Annotated in this window: 14 protein-coding genes and 2 pseudogenes; 8 read left to right on the forward strand and 8 right to left on the reverse strand. The window is 55.2% G+C overall.

Annotated elements, in window-relative coordinates:
• The first annotated feature begins 13 nt into the window (after nt 1-13).
• The gene (locus INT21_RS02605; protein WP_125746246.1) at nt 14-364 is read left to right on the forward strand and encodes a DUF4870 family protein; all 351 of its coding nucleotides are present in this window, start codon (nt 14-16) and stop codon (nt 362-364) included.
• Between the two features lie 48 nt (nt 365-412).
• On the opposite strand, the gene INT21_RS02610 is transcribed toward INT21_RS02605, so the two are convergent.
• Nucleotides 413-2,026 carry an alkaline phosphatase gene (locus INT21_RS02610; protein ID WP_193084826.1) on the reverse strand — a complete coding sequence of 538 codons (1,614 nt, stop codon included), beginning with the start codon at nt 2,024-2,026 and terminating at the stop codon, nt 413-415.
• Between the two features lie 176 nt (nt 2,027-2,202).
• On the opposite strand from INT21_RS02610, the gene INT21_RS02615 reads away from it, so the two are divergent.
• From INT21_RS02615 to INT21_RS02630, 4 genes are all read left to right on the forward strand, one after another.
• Nucleotides 2,203-3,732 (forward strand): glucan biosynthesis protein, encoded by a 1,530-nt coding sequence (locus INT21_RS02615; RefSeq protein ID WP_193084827.1) that lies wholly within the window; start codon nt 2,203-2,205, stop codon nt 3,730-3,732.
• Nucleotides 3,725-5,704, forward strand: a complete 1,980-nt coding sequence (gene mdoH, locus INT21_RS02620) for a glucans biosynthesis glucosyltransferase MdoH (RefSeq protein ID WP_193084828.1) — start codon at nt 3,725-3,727, stop codon at nt 5,702-5,704. Before INT21_RS02615 ends, mdoH begins: the two co-directional genes overlap by 8 nt.
• Entirely contained in the window at nt 5,704-6,486 is a 783-nt protein-coding gene (locus tag INT21_RS02625) for an FkbM family methyltransferase (RefSeq protein ID WP_193084829.1), read from the forward strand. The genes mdoH and INT21_RS02625 overlap by 1 nt, the downstream gene beginning before the upstream one ends.
• Nucleotides 6,487-6,649: 163 nt before the next feature.
• Nucleotides 6,650-7,438, forward strand: coding sequence for a creatininase family protein (locus tag INT21_RS02630; protein WP_193084830.1), 789 nt, complete (start codon nt 6,650-6,652; stop codon nt 7,436-7,438).
• Here the strand turns inward: INT21_RS02630 and ribA are convergent.
• On the reverse strand, nt 7,435-8,538 hold the full coding sequence (ribA, locus tag INT21_RS02635; RefSeq protein ID WP_193084831.1) for a GTP cyclohydrolase II RibA: 1,104 nt from the start codon (nt 8,536-8,538) through the stop codon (nt 7,435-7,437). The genes INT21_RS02630 and ribA overlap by 4 nt on opposite strands.
• Nucleotides 8,539-8,791: 253 nt before the next feature.
• Between ribA and INT21_RS02640 the strand changes: the two genes are divergently transcribed.
• Nucleotides 8,792-9,460, forward strand: a complete 669-nt coding sequence (locus INT21_RS02640) for a RibD family protein (RefSeq protein ID WP_226930573.1) — start codon at nt 8,792-8,794, stop codon at nt 9,458-9,460.
• Nucleotides 9,461-9,553: 93 nt separating this feature from the next.
• Here INT21_RS02640 and INT21_RS02645 read toward each other — a convergent pair.
• From INT21_RS02645 to INT21_RS02660, 4 genes and pseudogenes are all read right to left on the reverse strand, one after another.
• Nucleotides 9,554-10,450: pseudogene (locus INT21_RS02645) on the reverse strand (lysylphosphatidylglycerol synthase transmembrane domain-containing protein); the annotation flags it as partial.
• Nucleotides 10,440-12,386 carry a glycosyltransferase gene (locus INT21_RS02650; protein WP_193084832.1) on the reverse strand — a complete coding sequence of 649 codons (1,947 nt, stop codon included), beginning with the start codon at nt 12,384-12,386 and terminating at the stop codon, nt 10,440-10,442. The gene INT21_RS02650 and the pseudogene INT21_RS02645, both read right to left, overlap by 11 nt.
• Nucleotides 12,383-12,781 (reverse strand): 6-pyruvoyl trahydropterin synthase family protein, encoded by a 399-nt coding sequence (locus INT21_RS02655; protein WP_146942701.1) that lies wholly within the window; start codon nt 12,779-12,781, stop codon nt 12,383-12,385. Before INT21_RS02655 ends, INT21_RS02650 begins: the two co-directional genes overlap by 4 nt.
• 34 nt (nt 12,782-12,815) lie before the next feature.
• Nucleotides 12,816-13,805, reverse strand: a complete 990-nt coding sequence (locus tag INT21_RS02660; RefSeq protein ID WP_193084833.1) for a zinc-dependent alcohol dehydrogenase — start codon at nt 13,803-13,805, stop codon at nt 12,816-12,818.
• Between the two features lie 227 nt (nt 13,806-14,032).
• On the opposite strand from INT21_RS02660, the gene INT21_RS02665 reads away from it, so the two are divergent.
• Nucleotides 14,033-14,767, forward strand: coding sequence for a CDP-alcohol phosphatidyltransferase family protein (locus INT21_RS02665; RefSeq protein WP_193084834.1), 735 nt, complete (start codon nt 14,033-14,035; stop codon nt 14,765-14,767).
• Between the two features lie 161 nt (nt 14,768-14,928).
• On the opposite strand, the pseudogene INT21_RS02670 reads toward INT21_RS02665, so the two are convergent.
• Nucleotides 14,929-18,094: pseudogene (locus tag INT21_RS02670) on the reverse strand (efflux RND transporter permease subunit).
• A 6-nt stretch (nt 18,095-18,100) separates the two neighbouring features.
• The gene (locus tag INT21_RS02675) at nt 18,101-19,285 is read right to left on the reverse strand and encodes an efflux RND transporter periplasmic adaptor subunit (RefSeq protein WP_193084835.1); all 1,185 of its coding nucleotides are present in this window, start codon (nt 19,283-19,285) and stop codon (nt 18,101-18,103) included.
• Between the two features lie 480 nt (nt 19,286-19,765).
• On the opposite strand from INT21_RS02675, the gene INT21_RS02680 reads away from it, so the two are divergent.
• Nucleotides 19,766-20,725 (forward strand): AraC family transcriptional regulator, encoded by a 960-nt coding sequence (locus tag INT21_RS02680; protein WP_193084836.1) that lies wholly within the window; start codon nt 19,766-19,768, stop codon nt 20,723-20,725.
• Nucleotides 20,726-20,992 lie beyond the last annotated feature (267 nt).

The following is a 20,992-nucleotide window of genomic DNA, read 5'->3' on the forward strand; positions in this document are numbered from 1 at the left end:
AACGAGGTAATCTATGACCCAGCGTTATATTCCCAATGAGGAAGCGCGCCCACCACAAATCATTTACGCACTCTATTTAGCGGGCCTAGTAACAGCCAATGTTACGCTGTTGATTGGCGTTATAATCGCTTACGTGTATCACAAAGAGGCCGCGCCGTGGCTGCAAGCGCACTACCGCTATTTGATCCGGACTTTTTGGATAGGCTGCCTCTATTTTTTCGTCACCTTTACCCTTAGCTTGATGTTAGTAGGCACCTTACTATGGCCACTATTAGCCGTGTGGCTTGGTGTGCGCTGTATTATTGGCTGGCTCGCAGTGCGCAAGGGAGAACCGCCAGCGCGTCCTGGCAGTTGGCTCTGGTAACAACTAAGCAAGCCCCTATACAACCACCGCTAAGAATGACGGGCTGGATCATGGTGTCGCCCCTGTCGTTGACCAAGAAGAGGTTAATGCTGGCGTGCCGAAGTCTTGCTGTAACCAATGACGCAGCTGGCTCATTTTCGCGGCTCCTTCAGGGCTTTCCAGTGACGGCAGCATGCCATCAATAAAACCACGTGCCTTAAAAGGTGCTAAGAGCCGGGGGTCACCGCTAATCACATGCACAGGCACCGCTGCACTGGCGTTGTCGCCGGTAATCAGCGGTGCCGCTTGATGATCTCCCAGTACAATCAATAGCGTATTGTCATCAACCACTCGCTCGGCCCAGCGCCCTGTGACCTTTACAGAGTAGTCTATTGACCACGCGTAATGGTCACGGATGCGCTCAATATCCTGCCAAAGCACCTCTGGCGGATCGCCGGCCTCCTCCCAAGGGGCGAAAATACGCCCATCGCCGATCATCGACCAGTCTTCGAAAACGGGCAAAATGGGTGTCCATGGCGCATGGCTGGAGATAAGTGCGAGTTGCGCGAATACCGGCACCTCACCTAATAAATGTCGCTGGGTGTAATCCAGCGTGAACTGATCGGGCATCGTAACCCAATTCAGCGCAGGCCCGGCATAGGGTATATCTTTCGCTGCTGCAATCTCATCAAACCCGTAGGCCAGCCCTTCTGGCCAAGCCAACGTAATGGCTGGCATAACACTGAGCGTCCGCTGCCCAGTGCTACTAAAATCATTAATCAGCGTTGAATGATCGCTTTCCAGCATCAGCCGATACCATAGCTGATTATCAATCCAGCGACCGCTTAGTGCCGTGGCATGGGCAAGCCAAGACTGACCTCCCCGAATAGGCGATTCTAGCAACCCCGAAACAGCGTGTAGACCACGCTGCCCCAAACGTTGCTGTATGCCCTCTAGCGTGGGCAGTACGACACTGCTGTAACGAGCATCATTAATGGCCGATACACCATAAGATTCAATAAACGTTAATAAGACGTTGCGCCCTAACAAACCGGGTAATGGTTTAGGCGCTAATGGTGACGCCTGCAGCTGTTCGCTAAACGCCACTCTCGCCCGGTGCGTCTCCACCACCTGTTCCCACTGGAAACGCGTGGTGTTAACGGCAGGCAGCGTTGATTTAGCGACCAATCGCTTGCCGTTAGCCTCGGCAAGCGCGAAGCCGGCGGCAGTGATCACCACGAAGATGGCTAGAGCACCTGAAATACTCCTCACCAATAACGGTTGAGCGGGCAACAGCAATCGCAGCATCACCCATAAACTCGCTAGCAGAGCCGCACCGCCCAGCAACATCAGGCAAGTTGCGGCGAGTTGACCTACATTACCTACTAGCAAATGGTAGATAGAGCGCACCAAGGGCACGTCTAGATAGAGGTTAAGTGAACGCCCAAACGCGGTGTGTGTCGCGGCATCACCCAGGTTGGCCGCCGATACTAACGCCAGCCAGCCTACCAACAAAATAGCCAACCAGCGACGTAAGCTACCAGGTCGAATAAGCAGCATTACGGGGGCTATAAGCCATGCCTCCCAAGCAACTAGAGGAGAGCCAATCTCACCGAAACGCCACCAAAGCGGCAATACCAGCAGAAGGTTGAGCGTTACACACGTGAGTAGAAGACGAATCATCAGCGCTTCAACAGCATAGTAATCACCTAGATATTACCCGCTTAATGGAATTTAAAGCTTACACATGACCATAAAAATCATGTACCAACAACACAAATGGTATAACTTTTGTTGAAATATTTCATATACTGATTTTATGGTTACCACGCTGGCATGCAATCGAAAGGAACTCGCCCATGAGTGTTCGTACTGCAGCAAAATGGATGTTGTCGCTTAACTGCCTGATCGCCTTTTCTGCGCCTGCTAACGATGATGATGTTTTTGACTACGTTATTGAACGTGCTAAAACTTTAGCCGATGCGCCTTACCAGCCCCCGCATGAGACGCTTACCAGCGCTCTCACGTCGTTAGATTACGACCTGTATCGACAAATCCGTTTCAATCCCGAGCGAGCCTACTGGCGCGATGAAAGCCCTTTCAGTATGCAGCTATTTCATAGCGGATTTATATTTCAAACACCCGTCACGATTAATGTGATCGACAATGGTGACGTTGAACCACTCTCGTTCTCGGCCGATGACTTTCAGTACGATGGTGATGCCAACCGTTTGTTAGAGAATGATTTAACGGGCAGCGGTCATGCCGGTTTTAGGCTGCACTATCCTATCAATAGTGATGATTATGCCGATGAATTTGCTGTTTTTCTTGGCGCAAGCTACTTCCGTCTAGTAGGCCGCGACCAAGCCTATGGTCTTTCTACCCGCGGTCTAGCCATTGATACCGCATTAGCCAGTGGTGAAGAGTTTCCCGAATTTCGCGAATTCTGGCTCTATAAGCCGAATGAAAACGCTGACAGCGTTACGCTTCTGGCACTTATGGATAGCCCATCGCTAAGCGGAGCCTACCGCATTACGTTAACGCCGGGTGAGAGCACCGAAGCAGATGTAGAAGCAACGCTGTTTGCACGTTCCGATATAGCAAAGCTAGGGGTTGCGCCGCTCACCAGCATGTTCACCTTTGGGGAGGCCAGCACCCAACGAGCTGATGACTTTCGTCCTCAGGTACATGATTCTGATGGTTTGCTAATCCACACGGGGTCCGACGAGTGGATTTGGCGGCCGTTGCAAAACCCCTCATCGGTTCGCGTATCAGCGTTTATGGACGACTCCCCTGCTGGGTTTGGTCTAATGCAGCGAGAGCGGGATTTTAGCCGCTACCTAGACCTTGAAGCCCGCTACCATCGTCGCCCTAGCCAATGGGTCGAACCCCTTGCTGACTGGGGACCAGGGCATGTAGAACTCGTCGAAATCCCCACGCCAGATGAGACTCACGACAATATAGTGGCTTATTGGGTCGCTGAAGAGCCGCTAACTGCTGGCGAGTCTCGCCACTTTCACTATCGAACCTTTACGCTCAACGAACAGCCCGAGGCTAACTCACTGGGTAAGGTTGTGCGTACCCGCCATGGCAGCGCAGCGGTTCCAGGCGAAGCCGACTCCCCGTCTGCTGATCAGCGCCAATTCATCGTCGACTTCCAGGGCGGCAAACTGGATGATCTGACATCAAGCGAGCCAATCGAGCTGGACATCAGTGTACTCAATGGCGAGGTATTACTACCTCAAGTCAAAACACTGCCCAACAACGGCCAACGGGCCACTTTCCGATTACCCCCCAGCAGCAAAACCAGCGATATCCGGCTACGGCTGATGGTCGAAGGAGAGCCGATTACTGAAACCTGGAATTACGTGTGGTATCCCGATGTCTGATCTCCACGCGTTGCGGCCTTCAATGCCTTGGCTTAACGGTCGCCGAGCCCTTCTTGCCTGCACAGTGTTAGCAACTAGTACCGGTGGCTGTATCGCGATGGCACAGGTCGTTGCCAATTTTGCCATTGGCTGGCAGCTCACCATGTTGGTCCTATTTGCATTAACGTTTACTTGGATAGCGCTGGCTTTCTGGGGGGCACTATGTGGCTTTGTGCTTTGTGCGCTACGCCGAGATCCGCTCAGTTTACGTCGCCAAACTATTAAAAATCCTAATGCTAGCCTGTTAGTCAGCCGCACCGCGCTAGTAATGCCTATTTATGCAGAGCCTCCCATCCCGACCATTGCAGGGCTAGAAGCAACGTGTCGTTCACTTCTCCAGCAAGCAGAAGCGTACGGGGCAGGAACACCCAGTGCTATCAATAAACACTTTGAAGTGTTTGTATTAAGCGACACCCAAGACATGGCCATGGCAAACATCGAAGCAGCTCATGTGGCTGCCTTGCAACAGCGCCTTGCCGGACAAATAACCGTTTATTATCGGCGGCGCTCTAATAATGACGGCCGCAAAGCAGGCAACATCGCCGAATTTTGTCGCCGCTGGGGCCGCCGCTATGACTATTTAGTGGTGCTCGATGCCGACAGCCTAATGAGTGGCGCTACGCTACTGCATTTAGTCCATCGGATGCAGCGCCAACCCAGCGTAGGACTTATTCAAACGGTGCCTATTCCCGTTGGCCAACGCACGCTATTTGGTCGTTTTACCCAGCTAGCTTCATCACTTTACAGCCCGATGTTGGCAGCGGGCCAAAGTTTCTGGCAGGGCGATGCGGCAAATTACTGGGGCCATAATGCGATTATTCGCACACGGGCCTTTATGGCCCATGCAGGGTTACCTATTCTTCCAGGTAAGCCTCCGCTGGGAGGAGAGCTATTAAGCCACGATTTCGTCGAAGCGGCTCTCCTGAAACGAGGTGGCTGGCAGGTGCTGCTCGATACCTCTGCGACCACTGCCGTATCTCGCCATAACCCTTACGCTAGCGCGTCACATAACAGCTTTGAAGCCATGCCGAGCAACATGCTCGACTTTGCCAAGCGTGACCGCCGCTGGCTACAGGGCAACCTGCAGCACTTACGCTTACTCACCGGCGCAGGGTTTCACCTAATTAGTCGGCTACACTTTTTATTCGGCGCGTTTGCCTACCTTTCTTCGCTTGTTTGGCTTGGGCTTCTACTCTGCACTAGCCTGATGGTGGGCTATCAAGCCATTGAGACCACCTCAAACCCGCCGTTGCCTGAAGCCCTCTCTCTAGGGCTGTTAAGTGTAACGCTGGGTATGCTGATTGCGCCCAAGCTGTTGGGGCTATTACTAACGTTCTGGCAATGTCCCCATGCGTATGGCGGGCGACTCAAGCTTGTCACCAGCACGTTATTGGAAATTGTGTTTGCTGCTTTGATTGCGCCACTGATGATGGCGTGGCATAGCTTATTTATCATCAACGTGTTGATTGGCCGAGCTATCGACTGGCAAACCCAACATCGGGGGGAGCGCTCGCTAAGTTGGCGAGAGACATGGCACCACACCGGGTGGATGACGCTGTGTGGTATTGCCTGGGCAGGCACGATGATGCTTTTTTCACCCTCGGCGTTCGGCTGGTTAACCCCCGCATGGCTGGGGCTGATTGGAGCTGCTCCGCTGGTGAAATACTCCAGCAGTGCCACCTGGGGAGGCCTCGTTAGCCGCAAGTTCGGCTTACTGCAAACACCTAGTTCAGCACAACAACCACCGCTTTTGGAGGACTTTGTCGCGTTAGAAAGCCGTAGCCATCAATCCAATGCCACCTTAGCCCGCTCGTCGCTAACACTTTCTCTAGCGTTTCCACAGGAACAGCCTGGCGATATGCCCTGCCAGTCGTTTCGCCATCACGTTCAAACAGCAACCGAGCATGCGCCACCTGTTAAGGAGCCTTACTAATGCCTTCTGCTTTTTCTCATCGGCTGCGCAGTGCCAGCGGTATGGCGCGTTCACTGTTTATTTACTGGCGGCCAGGAAGGCAAAGGGGTCTGAAACAGTTATATCGTCCGTTTATTCAACCGGGCGATATCGCTTTTGATATTGGCGCTCACTTAGGCGACCGTAGTGCCGCCTTCCAGGCGCTAGGTGCTAAGGTAGTAGCACTAGAGCCACAGCCAGCACTGGCCAACTGGTTTAAACGGATACTCAATCGACCGAACATTACGCTCTTACCACTGGCCGCTGGACCGCAACCCGGCTATGCGGATATCGCTATCAGTGTTAGCAACCCGACCCTATCTACCCTAGCGACCGAATGGCGACATCAGGTGGGCGAACGAAACCCCGGCTTTCAGCACGTGCAATGGGAACAGCAGTTAAGCGTGGAAGTCACCACACTGGATCAACTGATCGCCACTTACGGCGAACCAAGCTTTATAAAAATTGATGTTGAAGGGTTTGAAGCAGAAGTATTGATGGGGCTTAACCACCCAGTGGCAGCGCTTTCGATAGAGTTTGTTGCGGGCATGTTAGAGGTCAGCCATGCCTGCGTTGAACAGCTGTCCCGTCTTGGCGACTACCGCTTCAATGCAATTGCCGGTGAGCAGCGCCACTTTCGCTGGGCAACTTGGCAATCCCCTGAAAACATTACCCAGTGGCTCAACGATGGCGTTGACGGCTTAGCCTCCGGGGATCTATACGCCTGCCGTGCCGACCATCCGCTGTTAAACGCATCCGCATAACTCTTCAACAAACGCTTTCCAAACACGGCTCTTAAAACACGGGCTTTAAAAAACAGCTTTTAAGACATAGCTTTTAAGACATAGCTTTTAAGACATAGCTTTTAGACACATAGCTTTTGAAACATAGTTTTTGAAACATAGCCTTTAAAACAAGAGAACCTACATGATTTATCACTGGCAAACCCTCACCGCTCCCCAACTCGCCACGATTGCCGAAGGTGACCCAATCGCAGTAATCACCCTGGGGGCCATTGAGCAGCACGGTACTCACCTGCCGCTGGGCACCGACCTGATCATTGGTGAAGGGTTACAAGCCGCCATGTTAGGCATGATTGACCCAGCACTCGACGTGCTGTGTCTGCCAGCAATTGCCGTCGGTGCGAGCGACGAACACGCCAGTTTTGCTGGAACACTTAGCCTACCCGCGCCACTCGCCATCGCCACATTAGAAGCCTATGGCGCAAGCATTGCGCGTACGGGGATCAAAAAGCTGGTGCTGATTAATAGCCACGGCGGCAATAAAGCCGTGATGGACCTCGCCGCGCTGACACTACGCAAGCAGTTTGAAATGCGCGTGGTGAAAGCCACCTACACGCGGCTACCGCCGCTGGAAGGCGCTATCAACGCCGATGAGCTGCGCTATGGATTGCATGGCGGATTGTTGGAAACCGCCATCATGCTGCATTTAGCACCGGAGCTTGTGCAGCTCGATAACTACCAACCTACCCCACCGGCAATGCCTAAAGGTGACGCCCTGGTCAGCCCAGAAGGTAGCGCCGCGTTTGCCTGGCTTGCCGAGGACCTGAGCAGGTTCGGCGTTGCCGGTGATGCAACGGGTGCTCATGCAGCATTGGGTGAGCGGCTAGTCAGGCACTACGCCTCTCAGTTGGCGCAGGCGGTGGCCGAAACCGCCCACCTGCCACCGCTTGTCACACGTAAAACGTCAAACTAACGCCCACGACCTTCAAGCACTTCGTCTAAGAAATGCCCTGCCCGGTTAGCCTTGGCGCTTAAGTAGCGGTGATTGTGATCAGTCACGCTGCCGTAAAGCGCCTGACGTGAGACGATCTCAATCCCCCCTTCACGCAGTGCTGCCATTTTTAACGGGTTGTTAGTCAGCAGCTGAACTTTATCGATCTCTAGCGCATTGAGCATGTCCACCGCGACGGCGTATTGGCGCTCATCGTCGCCAAACCCTAGCACCTGGTCAGCATCGACGGTGTCTAAACCCCCATCTTGCAAGGTGTAGGCGCGCAGTTTATTAGCTAAGCCAATTCCCCGCCCCTCTTGTGCTAAATAAAGCAGCACGCCGCCACCCAACGCTTGAATATCGGCCACCGCATTACGCAACTGTTCACCACAGTCACAGCGCAAGCTGCCGAACAGATCGCCGGTGAGACAGGCCGAGTGCATCCGCAAAGGAATCGCCCCATGATTGGCTGCCAAATCACCAATTACCACGGCCACGTGTTCACGCAAACCATCCGGTTCACGGAACAGCACAAAGCGGCTCTCAGGCGCGTCTTCAAGAGGAATACGCGCTTCGCTGACACGTTTTAGCATCCCCGGCGCACCGGCTAAACACGTCTCTGCATCGCGAGCATTAACTTCTAACAGTTCGCCTTTTGATAACTGCTGAGCAATATGCTCGGCTGATGCCGCACTGACCTCTGCGCACAGCGCCGCCGGTATCAATAGCGCACGCCGCATAAGTGCCACAGCGCCTCTCTCCCCCACGCCAGCAGGCTTCAGGCCGCTTAACAGCGAATGAGTCTTCGATGCTTCATTGGACACCGCAAGGTGATGTAAATCACGCTCACTGATTTGCTCGGTGAGCGGTAAACAGGCCGCATCCGCCTTAAGCGACATGCCCATTGCCTGCAAGCGATGACGCGTTAACACCAACGCTGGCCGAGAGCCGGAGAGTTTCGCCAGTGAATCGACCGAAACACTGCCTTCAAGAGCCTGTACCAACAGACGTTGCTCTCCGGTATTAATTACCACGGGCAATCCACGGCGAATATCGAAAATAGCGCGTTCAATGTGATACATGTAGGCCTCCAAGTTGCCGGTTGGGGCGGACAACGTTTGCTTGCGTCGGGCAGCATGGCCCCGCATGATGAGTTGCTGTTTTTTGAGTGGAGATACCATGCCGAGTACCAATGACGTAACGATCGATATCGACCAAGCGTGGGCATGGTTGCTGGATACTCAACAGGGCATCAAAAGTGACGCCACTATGACGCTTGATACCCATGACGGTTGGCACTCTTCCTGCGCAGTCACAAGCGCCGCGCAGGAGCTGATGACGTGTTTGCTGCCACTGGTGCGTCATTCGAGCTGGGTGGTTGCTCAACTGGGACAAAGCCTGGATGGGCGCATCGCTACGGAAAGCGGTCACTCCCACTACATCAATGGCGTTGAAAGTTTGGTGCATCTGCACCGCCTGCGGGCGCTGGCAGATGCCGTAGTGGTTGGCGCGGGTACGGCGAGTGCTGATAACCCTCAACTCACCGTGCGCCATGTAACGGGGAAGCACCCTACCCGAGTGGTGATTGACCCACGAGGACGCGTGCCCGTTGATGTGGCGCTGTTTAGTTCGTCTACCGCCCCCACGCTGCACCTCACCGGGCCAGAGGCAACGGTGGCGCCAACGGCCGCCGAACACTGCGTGCTGCCGCTGGATGCCAACGGTCAGTTCCACCCTAGCGACGTTATTGCCCTGCTGGCGGAGCGTGGTCTTACGCGGGTACTGGTAGAAGGCGGCGGCGTCACTGTTTCGCAATTCATTGAAGCGAACGCGGTCGACCGCTTGCATTTGCTGGTTGCGCCGCTGCTGATCGGTTCGGGCAGACCCGGGCTGCAGATGACGCCCATCGACACCCTTGAAAGTGCGTTGCGCCCGACGATGCGCTCTTTCCGCTGCGGGGATGACACGCTGTTCGACGTAGTGCTGAGCGGGCGCACTGCCTGACGGCGTACCAGACGGCGGGGAACTGGATGGCGGAGAACTGGATGGTGTAGCTTGTGTCCGTGAAGCTAGCGCTGCCCAAATGCCTGGCAGGCTAGCCATCAGCACTAACACACCATACGCCAGTGATATCGCCACGCCTTGCGCCGAAGGCAAGCCCACAAACATCCAAATGCCTGCGGCAGCGCCTTCCCGCACTCCCCATCCAGCAATCGAAAGGGGCACCAGCATCGAGAGCAGTAACACGGGTGCCAGCGCCAAAATATCGAGTGCCGCTAATTCCACGCCAATCGCACGAGCCGCGCAGACCATTACCAGGCCATAGCTAAGCACGATAGCAAGAGAAGAGATCAGTTGCCGTGGCCATACGTCGCGCTGCAGTAGCCCGCGACGCATATCCTGCCCTAATGCAGCGCACCAAGCGGGTAGCGTTACCGCCGAACGCCGCAACCAGATCATCAGCGTCACACCGGCCACCATCACGCTGCCCACTACGCCTACTACTACCATCAAGCCACTAAAACCCAGTGTTGTTAGCCAGAGTGGTGACGTGAACAGGGCGATTAGTGTGTAAAGTGCAATCGCCAATTGCCCAGAGGCACGCTCAATCACCACCGCACGCCAAGCACTTCCCTTTGAGGAGGACTGACGGGCATGGCGATGGGCACGGCCTGCATCACCCAACACGCCGCCGGGTAGGAGTTGGTTAACCAATAATGCTAAGTAGTACTCCCGCAGTGCATAGCGGTAGCGCAACGGCACGTCGATTAAGCCTGCCGTCAACTGCCAGCGCCACGCGCTCAGCATCACTTGCAGCACGCTGATCAACAGCGCCAGAGCCATCCAACCCGGCGCAAAACGCTGCACTTCGGCCATCACCGCGTCTGGCTCTACCCACAGGGCAACAGCAACCAGCAGCCCTAAGCTCACTAGCCCTTTTTGCACCCACGGGGGTCTCAGCCAGCGCCAGCGTCGCATGGGATTAGCCCTCATCCGCTGCCAGCGCCAGCAAGTCGCGGTGGCCTACCCAAATACCGATCTCGCCGTTGGCTACCTGACCCAGGCGCTGATCACGCCAAAGAGCAATCCGTGACGCCGCCTCAGGAGCCTGTTCGCTAGCAGCGCTCGCCCATCCTTCAATCAACGCGCCCATTAAGGGGTGCTGCGCTGGCTCGCCCGCCGCCAAGCGCCATGGTGTTTCAGCCTCGTTAACACGATAACCGTGGCCAGCCATCGCGATAGCTAGCGCGCTGTGAGCAGCGCCGCCTAATGCACCGCCTAAGCCCTTATCGCGACGCTGGTGTGCGTTGAACAGCTCACTGATCCAGCGGTCGTCAAGGTCGTTCAGAGGTTGCTGCTGGGCATTGGTAAAGTACCATTCGCCGGTAATGCTTAGAGCGATAAGCAGCGCTTGCCGGTGTTTAGCACACTGTGCAGCCAAGGCATCAATCCACTCTTGAGATACCAAGTCAATCAGCGCAGATGCCGTCACTACGTCACAGTGCGTAAGAGCTGGGTGATCAAGCTGTTTTAGGGAGACGCAGTGGGTTTCGACCTGCAGCGGCTCACCTTTACCGGTGTTCAATTGGCTAGTTCGCGAGTAGGCTTCATTCAGTAAGGCCGGATCATGATCAATCAGCATCCAGCGCTGGGCATGCTGCAAGCGAGGTGCAAGAAACTGGCTATTGCTGCCGCGTCCACAGCCTAAATCCGCTAGTGTTATTGGCGACGAAGCTTCTGCTCTCTGCTGACTTTCTGATAACCAGCTCGCTAACGCCTCCACCAACGCTTGGCTGCGCGAACTGACATCGACGCTTTCACGCAGCGATAGCCAATCCGCGCTAAATTGGCTTCCCACCGACAATGTCGAAGGTTGCTGCAACGCCTGGGCAAACGCTTTTCCTGCAGTCTGCCAGTCGCCCAAGCGGTCACGTGCAGCGGCAGCACCTGCACGTAGTTCAGTACGTAATGCCTCATCGTGGCAGAAAGCCGCCAGCGCCCTCGACAGCGCCTGAACATCCCCCGGTGCTACGCTGATGCCAGCCCCTTTGGGTAAGGTATCCTGCAGCGCACCGCCAGTGGTGGTGATAACGGGTAATCCATGGGCTAGCGCTTCAGTTACCACCATGCCGTAGCCTTCGTACCAAGAAGGTAACACCAGTGCATGGGCATTTTGATAAGCAGCTTCCAGGGTCGCTGCATCACATTCGCCGTGAAGCGTTATCCAATCACCAAGTTGATGGTTGTCGATCAATGTTTGAACGCGATCCGTAAACACAGCATCACGAGCACCGCCAAAGCAGTCGCATCGCCAGAGGTCACGCTCAACACCCGCCAAGGCTTGAACCAAAATATCCTGCCCTTTACGCGGGGTCAGCGTTGCCACGCATAGCAGGCGGATAGGTTCGTTGGGTTGCGCCGCGGGGCTGGCCGGAGCACGTTCAACGCCAGGTTCCACCACGCTGATAGGGGCACCAAATGGCAGCGCGTATTGCTTTGCCAGCGCTGTTACACGGCGTTCAGTAAAGCGACTGGTCACAATCACTCTATGCACATGCGCCAGACCACGTAATTCACTACGGTGAAAACGCTGCTGATCCAGCTCATTCAAGCCCTGCTCGTCACCTAACGGATGATGCAGTAACGCAGTGATATCAAGGCGCTCAGCGTGATCAGCCACCACATCGGGCAATGTCCCCATGGCTAGGCCATCAATAATCACTCGCGAACGATCCTGTAATGCAGAAAGCGTACTGGCTAGCGCTTGAGCCGCCTCATCATCGGCATCAGGAAAACGCCCTGCCAACCCCACCACATTGATAGCCAGCCCACGCTTGCGCAGCGCAGCAACAATATGGGCGTCGTAAATATACCCGCCGGTACGCTGGTCTGGATCGCCAGCCACTATCAAGGTCAATGGCTGACTCATAGCGCTCCTTCATAGCTTGCCCACGCCACATGAGATTCATGCAGTTTGATCTCCATATGCGTCAGCCCCTGAGCGGTGGCGCCCATTTTTCCTGCTTTAATGGCAGCCGCCAGCTGGTCAAAAATCACCTTGGCCATAAATTCCGTGGTGGTGTTTTTACCACTAAACTCGCTTACCTCATCAAGGTTGCGATAGTTGTAATCCGCCAGCACCTCTTTAACCGTCTCACTAGCCAAACCGATATCAATCACTAGACCATCCTGATCAAGTTCAGGGCGCTGGAATACTACGTCCACGACATAGGTGGCGCCGTGGGTGCGTTGGGCAGGGCCGAATATTTCCCCATTAAAACTATGGGCAATCATGAAATGGTCACGAACGCATAAACGGTACATAGACACTCCTGACGTGTTAAATAAGCCACATCGCCTAAGCGGGCAATGGATAACGAATTCGATGGCAAAGCGCTGTGCTATCAGGCCCAAACAGAGCAGGCGCCAGCGTTGGAAAATCAGCAAAATCGCTCTCACCACTGATCAGTGCATCCAACCGAGGGTCGGGGAGTAAGCGTAAAGCGAGCGCTAAACGGCGGCGATAATTCCAACGCGGCTGCAACTTGGCAGGCAGTTGTCCAACTTGGCTGGCGCGAAGCGTTAAACGCTGGGAGTGAAAAGCACCACCGAGTGGTAGCGACACATCGCCTTCGCCAAACCAGCTCATTTCAATCACCCGGCCTTCGTTGCCCAGCAAGCTCATGGCCAGCCTCAGACCATCCGGCTGACCACTAGCATGGATCACGCAATCTTGGTCGCTGGGTGCCTGTTCTGGTGTACAGAAGGGAATCCCCAAATGCGTTGCCAACGCTTCTCGCTCGGGATTAATGTCGACCAGGCACACTTCTACACCTGGAATTTGCGCACACAGATACGCCACCAGTGCACCGACAACGCCAGCGCCCACCACACACACGCGCTCGCCAAGCATGGGGTTAGCATCCCACACGCCGTTAATGGCAGTTTCCATATTGGCGGTTAGCACAGCACGGTAAGCAGGTACGTCATCGGGAAGCGCTAAAACAGCGTCGACAGGCACGACGTAGTAGTCCTGGTGCGGAAAAAGGCAAAAAACGGCTTTATTCAATAAATGATCTGGCCCCTGCTCCACATAACCAATGTTGCAGTAGCCGTATTTCACGGGCGTAGGAAACTCACCCGCTTGGAAGGGAGCGCGCATGCGCGAATATTCACTTTGCGGCACCCGTGCGTTAAACACGAGCGACTCAGTGCCACGGCTTACGCCACTATAAAGGGCACGAACCCGTACCTCATTGTCGTCGGGTGATGCTAGTGGCTCCTGCTTGAGCTCACCATGGGTAGGGTGGGTCACCCAAAAAGCCGTAGCGGTATCAGGCGGCAACATGACATTTCCTTATGGTTTAAGCGCTTCATCCCTCCATACAGCGTAGCCTAGAAAGCGAAGCGGCTGCTTAAGCCCTGGCTGCTTAACCCCTGTCAGCGCGAAGATGATTTGAAACAACTATATTCACATCATGGACAACCTTACCTTCTTATACAAGAATGGTACATAAGAAATAGTTTGCACACTTTAATTCTACCGCGGGCCAGTCAGCCGCTTTGCGAGTAAGCATGCCCTCTCTTTCCAACACCTCCAGTGTCTCTTTGCCCAAGCGTATTTACACCTTGGCTGAGATAGCCCTGGCCAGCCTATTACTCGCAGGCTTAGGATCGATGCTGCCGGGATTAGTCGCTAGCGCTGCAAACTGGTGGTTGGCAGCTGGCTTCTACGTCGTGATGGGCGCACTGGTGGTAAGTTTTTGGCCCCATGGCCCGCTCGGTTGGGCAAACCGGGTAACGCTTGGGCGCGGCGTACTCGTCGCCATCGTGGCAGGGGCACTGGCAGCGAATGCCTTTACTAACGCAATTTGGCTATGGCTAGCGGTGGCCGTCATCGCGCTATTACTGGACGGTGTGGATGGCTGGATTGCCAGGCGCACTAAAACCCACACCACGTTTGGCGCGCGCTTTGATATGGAGCTGGATGCAGTATTAATCCTGATACTCTGCATCGGCTTATTGCAGAGCGAACATCTAGGCGCTTGGATACTACTGATTGGCGGCATGCGTTATTTATTTATCGCCGCTAGCTGGCCATTTGCGTGGCTAAAAGCACCGTTATTCGAAAGTTTCCGGCGTAAAGCAGTGTGCGTGTGGCAGGTCGTTGCCTTGCTGCTGGCGTTAACGCCACTCACTTCTCCTCTTGCTGCAAGCCTGCTTGCTCTGAGTGCGTTGGCCTCGCTCAGCTACTCATTTGGCTTCGATGTGTGGTGGCTGTACCAACAACACAAACATAACGCCCACTAGCAAAGTAAAGGCCCAAACATCATCTCGCTAAACGTCTCCAACACGCCACTTTGGCCAAGCCAAAGTGGCGTGTTGGATTACTCTACTGCACTAAACCCTCTTGACCAGAATGGCGACGAGTCATTCAGGAGGGCTCTCCTTCTAGCCCCCCTTCTTTGGCATCATGACTCAACGACCAGAGTGGCGTTGTGATGGCTGACAAGCGGGCGAGAGCCAGAGAGTTTACGCAGTGTCACATAGAATACCGGCGTGAGGAAAAGCCCAAACAGGGTGACCCCAACCATGCCAGCAAACACCGCCGTACCCAGCGCTGCCCGCACCTCGGCGCCCGCCCCGGTGGCAATGACCAACGGTAGCACGGCGGCGGTGAACGTGATCGAGGTCATAATAATGGGGCGCAGTCGCAGTCGGCAGGCTTCTAGGGCCGCGTCCACCACGCTTTTGCCCTGCAGTTCCAGCTCGCGGGCGAACTCCACAATCAGAATAGCGTTCTTACACGCCAAGCCAATTAGCACCACCAATCCTACCTGTACGAAAATATTGTTGTCGCCATCACCAAACCAGACGCCAATGAGTGCCGAAAGCATGCACATGGGGACAATCAGGATCACCGCTAAGGGTAACGTCCAGCTTTCGTAGAGAGCCGCCAGCACCAAAAATACCAACAGAATCGACAGTGGAAAGACCACCAGCGCAGCGTTTCCCTGGGTGGACTGCTGGTAACTTAGGTCGGTCCATTCGAACGCCATGCCCGGCGGCAGCACCTCCATTGCCAAGGCGTTGATCGCATCCATTGCCTGAGCAGAAGAGAGCAACCTAGGGTCAGCCTCCCCGGCTAAGTCCGCCGCCGGATAGCCGTTGTAGCGCAACACCGGGTCTGGCCCGAAGGTTTGTGTGATGTTGACCATGGTACCAATAGGCACCATTTCGCCCTGGTCATTGCGGGTACGCAGGCGGGCAATATCTTCCACGCTGGTCCGGTAAGGAGCGTCCGCTTGGGCAATCACCTGCCAAGTTCGGCCAAAGCGATTGAAATCATTCACATAGGTAGACCCCAGATAGATCTGCAGAGTGTCGAATAGCTCGGTTAATGGCACTCCTTGGGCTTTAGCCCTCAGCCGATCGACCTCGGCATCTAACTGCGGCACATTCGATTGGTAGCTGCTAATCGGGAAGCCCATCCCTGGCGTTTGGGCGATAGCGCCCTGGAGCTGATTAACCGCTCCCTGCAGCGCTCCGTAACCCAGGTTGCCGCGATCCTCGATGAACATCTGGTAGCCCGACCCATTGCCAAGCCCCAGAATGGGGGGTGGCATAAACGCAAACGCAAAGCCCTCTTTCAGGCCCCCTATGCCCTGATTAATCCTGGCGTTAATCTCTGCGGCGGTGAGGCTACGCTCGCCAAAGGGGCTAAGAGTGAGAAACACCACCCCCTGTATTGGAAGTGTTCGTGAACTGCAGCGCGTTGAGGCCAGGAAAGGCAATAGCGTGCTCAACACCTTCGGTCTCCATGGCAATATCTACCACTTCTTGGAGCATTTGGTCGGTTCTCTCCAGGGATGCCCCTTCCGGCAAAATAACGCCGGCAATCAGGTACAGCTTGTCCTGCACCGGAATAAAGCCGGGTGGCACCACCTTGAACATCAATCCCGTTCCGGTGAGTAATAGAGCGTAAACCATGAATACCGCGCCACGCCGTTTTAGGGAACGCGCCACGCCGCCCTGGTACTTTTCTGCGCTGGCGTTGAAGAAGCGATTGAAGGGCCGAAAAATCCAGCCGAATAGCCAATCGATTAGCCGGGTGAGTCGATCCTTAGGCGCGTCGTGGGGTTTGAGCAGCATCGCCGCCAAAGCGGGCGACAGGGTTAAAGAGTTAATCGTGGAGATAACAGTAGAGATGGCAATCGTTACCGCAAACTGGCGGTAAAACTGCCCGGTCACCCCGGAAAGAAAGGCCATCGGTATAAACACCGCACACAGCACCAAGCCGATAGCAACGATTGGGCCAGAGACCTCTTTCATCGCCTGATGGGCCGCGGCCTGGGGATTGAGACCTTCACCGATGTTGCGCTCGACGTTCTCCACCACCACGATGGCGTCGTCGACCACAATGCCGATGGCCAACACCAGCCCGAATAGGGTCAGCGTGTTGATCGAGTACCCCAACAGATAGAGCGCCCCAAAGGTGCCGATCACCGATACTGGCACCGCCAATAGAGGAATGATGGAGGCGCGCCAGGTTTGCAGAAATAGAGTAACGACCAGTACCACCAGCAGCACGGCTTCCAGCAGGGTTTTGACGACTGCCTTGATCGAATCGCTAACAAAGATAGTGGTGTCGTAGACCGCCTCATACTCAACACCGGTAGGGAACTGCGTGGCCAACTCATCCATGGTGGCCACCACCTGTTCGCGGATAGCCAGCGCATTGGCACCCGGCGCCTGGAAAATACCAATGGCGACCGCATCATTGCCATCAAGCTGCGAACGCAGAGTGTAGTCCCCAGCGCCCATCTCCAGTCGGGCCACATCCGACAACCTTAGAATGTCGCCACTGTCACCGCGTTTCAGCACGATGTCGCCAAACTCCTCCGCCGTCTCCAAGCGCCCACGGGCGTTGATCAGGGTCAGAAAATCACTCTCTCCGATGGGCTCAGCGCCCAACTGCCCGGCGGATACCTGAACATTTTGCTCGCGCATGGCAGCCACTACATCGCTAGCGGTGAGACCACGCGCCGCTACCCGCTCGGGATCGAGCCAGGCACGCATGGCGTAGTCACCACCACCAAATATCTGGGCGTCCCCTACCCCTTCGAGCCGGGCCAGACGATCTCTGACATGCAGCCGCACGTAGTTGCGCAGATAGAGAGTGTCGTATTCGCCCCCGGGCGAGGTCAGGTGAACGACCATCAGGAAAGTGGGCGACTGCTTCTGGGTGGTCACGCCCTGGCGGCGCACGGCTTCCGGCAAGCGCGCCTCGGCTTGACTTACCCGGTTCTGCACCCTGACAGCGGCCTCCTCCGCATCAGTACCAGGGCGAAAGGTGACGGTCATCTGCAGTACGCCGTCAGAGCCTGCGACGGACTTGAAGTACATCAAGTCCTCGACACCATTGATGGCTTCCTCCAAAGGCGTCGCCACCGTCTCGGCGATCTCCTTCGGGTTGGCACCCGGATAGACCGTGCGCACCACCACCGAGGGTGGTACCACATCCGGGTACTCGCTGATCGGCAGGTTGGGGATAGAGATCAGTCCGATCGCCAGGATGATAATCGACAGCACCGCCGCAAAGATCGGTCGGTCGACAAAGAAACGGGAGAAATTCATGGCGGTTTACTCTTCCCTAGCAGCAAGGGTGGTGGGTGGGGCATCGACAGTCGAGGCGGCAACGGCGCCTTGCGGGTTCACTTCCATTCCAGGGAAGAACACTTTTTGCACACCGTTGACGATAATTCGATCACCGGGGCTAAGTCCTTCGGTGATCACCATCTGCTCCCCCATCTGACGACCGGTCGCTACTTGGCGACGCTCTGCCCGATTGTCACCATCAACGACATAGACATAGCGACGATCTTGGTCGGTCAAAATTGCCTTACGTTCCACCAGCAGCGCCTGTTCCAAGCTCGCTATCGGCATTTCAACCCGGGCAAACTCTCCCGGCCGGATACGGCCATCAGGGTTGGCCAACCGAGCCCGGAACTGCAGTGTTCCCGTGCTGGGGTTTAAACGGTTATCAATAAAGTCCAGCGTGCCACTGTATTGACGCTGCGGATCGCCGCCCAACTCAATCTTCAGGCTGCTCTCTTCATCAGTTAGCAGGGCTTGGCTGGCAAAAGCGGCCTGTTCGTCCGCTTCGAAGTAGACATGAATCGGGTCGATGGTCACGAGAGTCGTCAACAGGCTTTGGTCAGCGTTAGCCAAATTGCCTCGGGTCACCATTGCCCGACCGGCACGACCACTGACCGGCGCTGTAATGCGGGTGTACTCAAGGTTAAGCTCGGCGGTCTGCAGCGCTGCCTCAGCAGCATTGACCATGGCACGAGAAGTACTCAGGGCCGATTGACGCTGGTCGTGCACCTCCTGTGAAATCGCCTGACGCCCCAGCAAGACCCGAGCACGCTCAGCTTCACTGCCCGCTTGAGCTTGCTGGCTCCTGGCCTGGGCTAGATCCGCCTGGGCGGCACTAACACGGGCTTGGTATGGGCGCGGATCAATCAGGAACAGTAGATCCCCCTGCTCCACAAGCTCTCCCTCCTCGAACGCCACCTCCTGGATATAGCCGCTGACGCGAGGTCTTAGTTCCACCGTTTCCGCCGCTTCTACTCGCCCGGTGAAGGTTTCACTCAACACTACCGGTTGGGAAACCATACTCACCACCTCTACCTCTGGCGGCGGTGGTGGCGAAGCTGCTGCCTCCTCGCTCTTGGCCTCGCAGCCGGTAAGTAAAGCCATTACCAGTAGCAGCGGGATGATTCCCCGGCAACTCGTTGAGCGAGCACTTTGATCCAAACTTCCCATGATTACTTGCTCCAGTGACTATCGGAAACCGATATCAGCGTTGGTTATATAATTGCGTACCGCATTGGTGGTTAGCGTTTAACTAGTCGGTTGGGTAGCGTCAGATTCGACATCCACTTTGCAACCTCAAGTTAAGTTGAGGTCAATAGGTCAACGGTCGATTTTTTATCAAGGAGGCTGACAGGGGGTTGCTAGCTCCTAATCAGAAGCTCTCTACGGTAGGGTCTTTAAGGGCAATGGAGGTATCGGGTTCCTGCGGTAAGATTGCCTATTTCTGTCGTGAGGAGTGAAAGGCTTCACTTGGCGAGGTATTTGGATCATCGCGCTGTTTCGGTTTTTTAGCATAATGACCGTTTTCTGACACGCGGCACGGATTGCCGATTTCTACCCAGTGCTTGCCCGATCCTGCAAAAACAACTGAAAAAGCCTTCTATGCTCGCGGCAAAGACATATACTGCAGGCTGTTAGGGAGGAGAGCCATTGACCGATACCGTGCCTGAGCAGACCACCTATTTCAGTGACGGCCTGCCGCAGCAATTAAGCAAGCTCATCCGTCGTTGGACGCCCTTGGAGGAGCTTCAGAATACGGCGATTCCCGAGGTGCAACTGATACGTGCTGACGCCCCCACCACCTTTCACTGCGCCGTATACGAGCCGTGCCTGTGCTTTGTCATTCAGGGCAGCAAGACGGTGCTACTGGGTGACAAGGAGATCGTCTACACCGGGCCTAGCTGCATTGGGAGCGCCGTTCACCTACCGATAGTAGGCCGGATTGATCATGCCACCCCTGAAACCCCCTACCTAGCAGTAAAAGTCTCGGTGGATCCACAAGAGGTAGCAGGACTGATACTGGAACTGGGTGACAAAGCACCGCCCGCGGGAAATGATACTATCTGCCCCGAGACAGACTGTGGATTAAAATCGGCGCCCATGGATACACCTATGCTGGGTGCGCTCTATCGACTGTTAAGCCTGCTCGACTCACCGGAAGATATTCAGATACTTTCGCCCCTAGCTAGGCGCGAGCTAGTCTACCGGGCACTCATGGGTGCAATGGGGCCTCACATGCGCCGATTTGCCGCCTCTGACTCCCAAGCCAACCGGATTGCCAAGGTCATCTGCGCTCTTAAAGAACGCTACACGCAACCGTTCAAGATCAGCGAGTTGGCAGCTGCCGCCAACATGAGCGAATCGACGCTTTACCATAGCTTCCGACAAGTCACACGCATGTCGCCCCTGCAATACCAGAAGAAGCTACGCCTACACGAAGCCCGACGGTTGATGCTGGCAGAAGGGTTAGAAGCGGCCACGGCCAGCTACCGGGTGGGTTATGAAAGCCCTTCCCACTTCAGCCGCGAATATAGCCGCATGTTTGGCGCGCCGCCACGTGCTGATGTTACCCAACTACGCGGCATCGCTGCTGCCTCGCAGCCAGCTTAATTCTGAGTGTATTGTCGCTATGATGAGCCGATGCTGGCAATACCACTCTGATTACCGCGCGTTCTTCCTCAACACTCATTACTTATGAAACTAAGCTAACAAACTCACCACTCTTTTTAACATCCACTTTTAGCCTCACACTATTTAAAAACATTGAATCAACTATCATAAAATATATAAAAGCTAAGAAAATCAGCCAATATAAACACTGTTAGCCAAGGCTATACTAAGTGAATCCGCATAAGTTATGGTGTATAAAGCGAGGCT

Source organism: Halomonas sp. 3F2F (genome assembly GCF_014897805.1).
Taxonomy (GTDB): Bacteria; Pseudomonadota; Gammaproteobacteria; order Pseudomonadales; family Halomonadaceae; genus Vreelandella.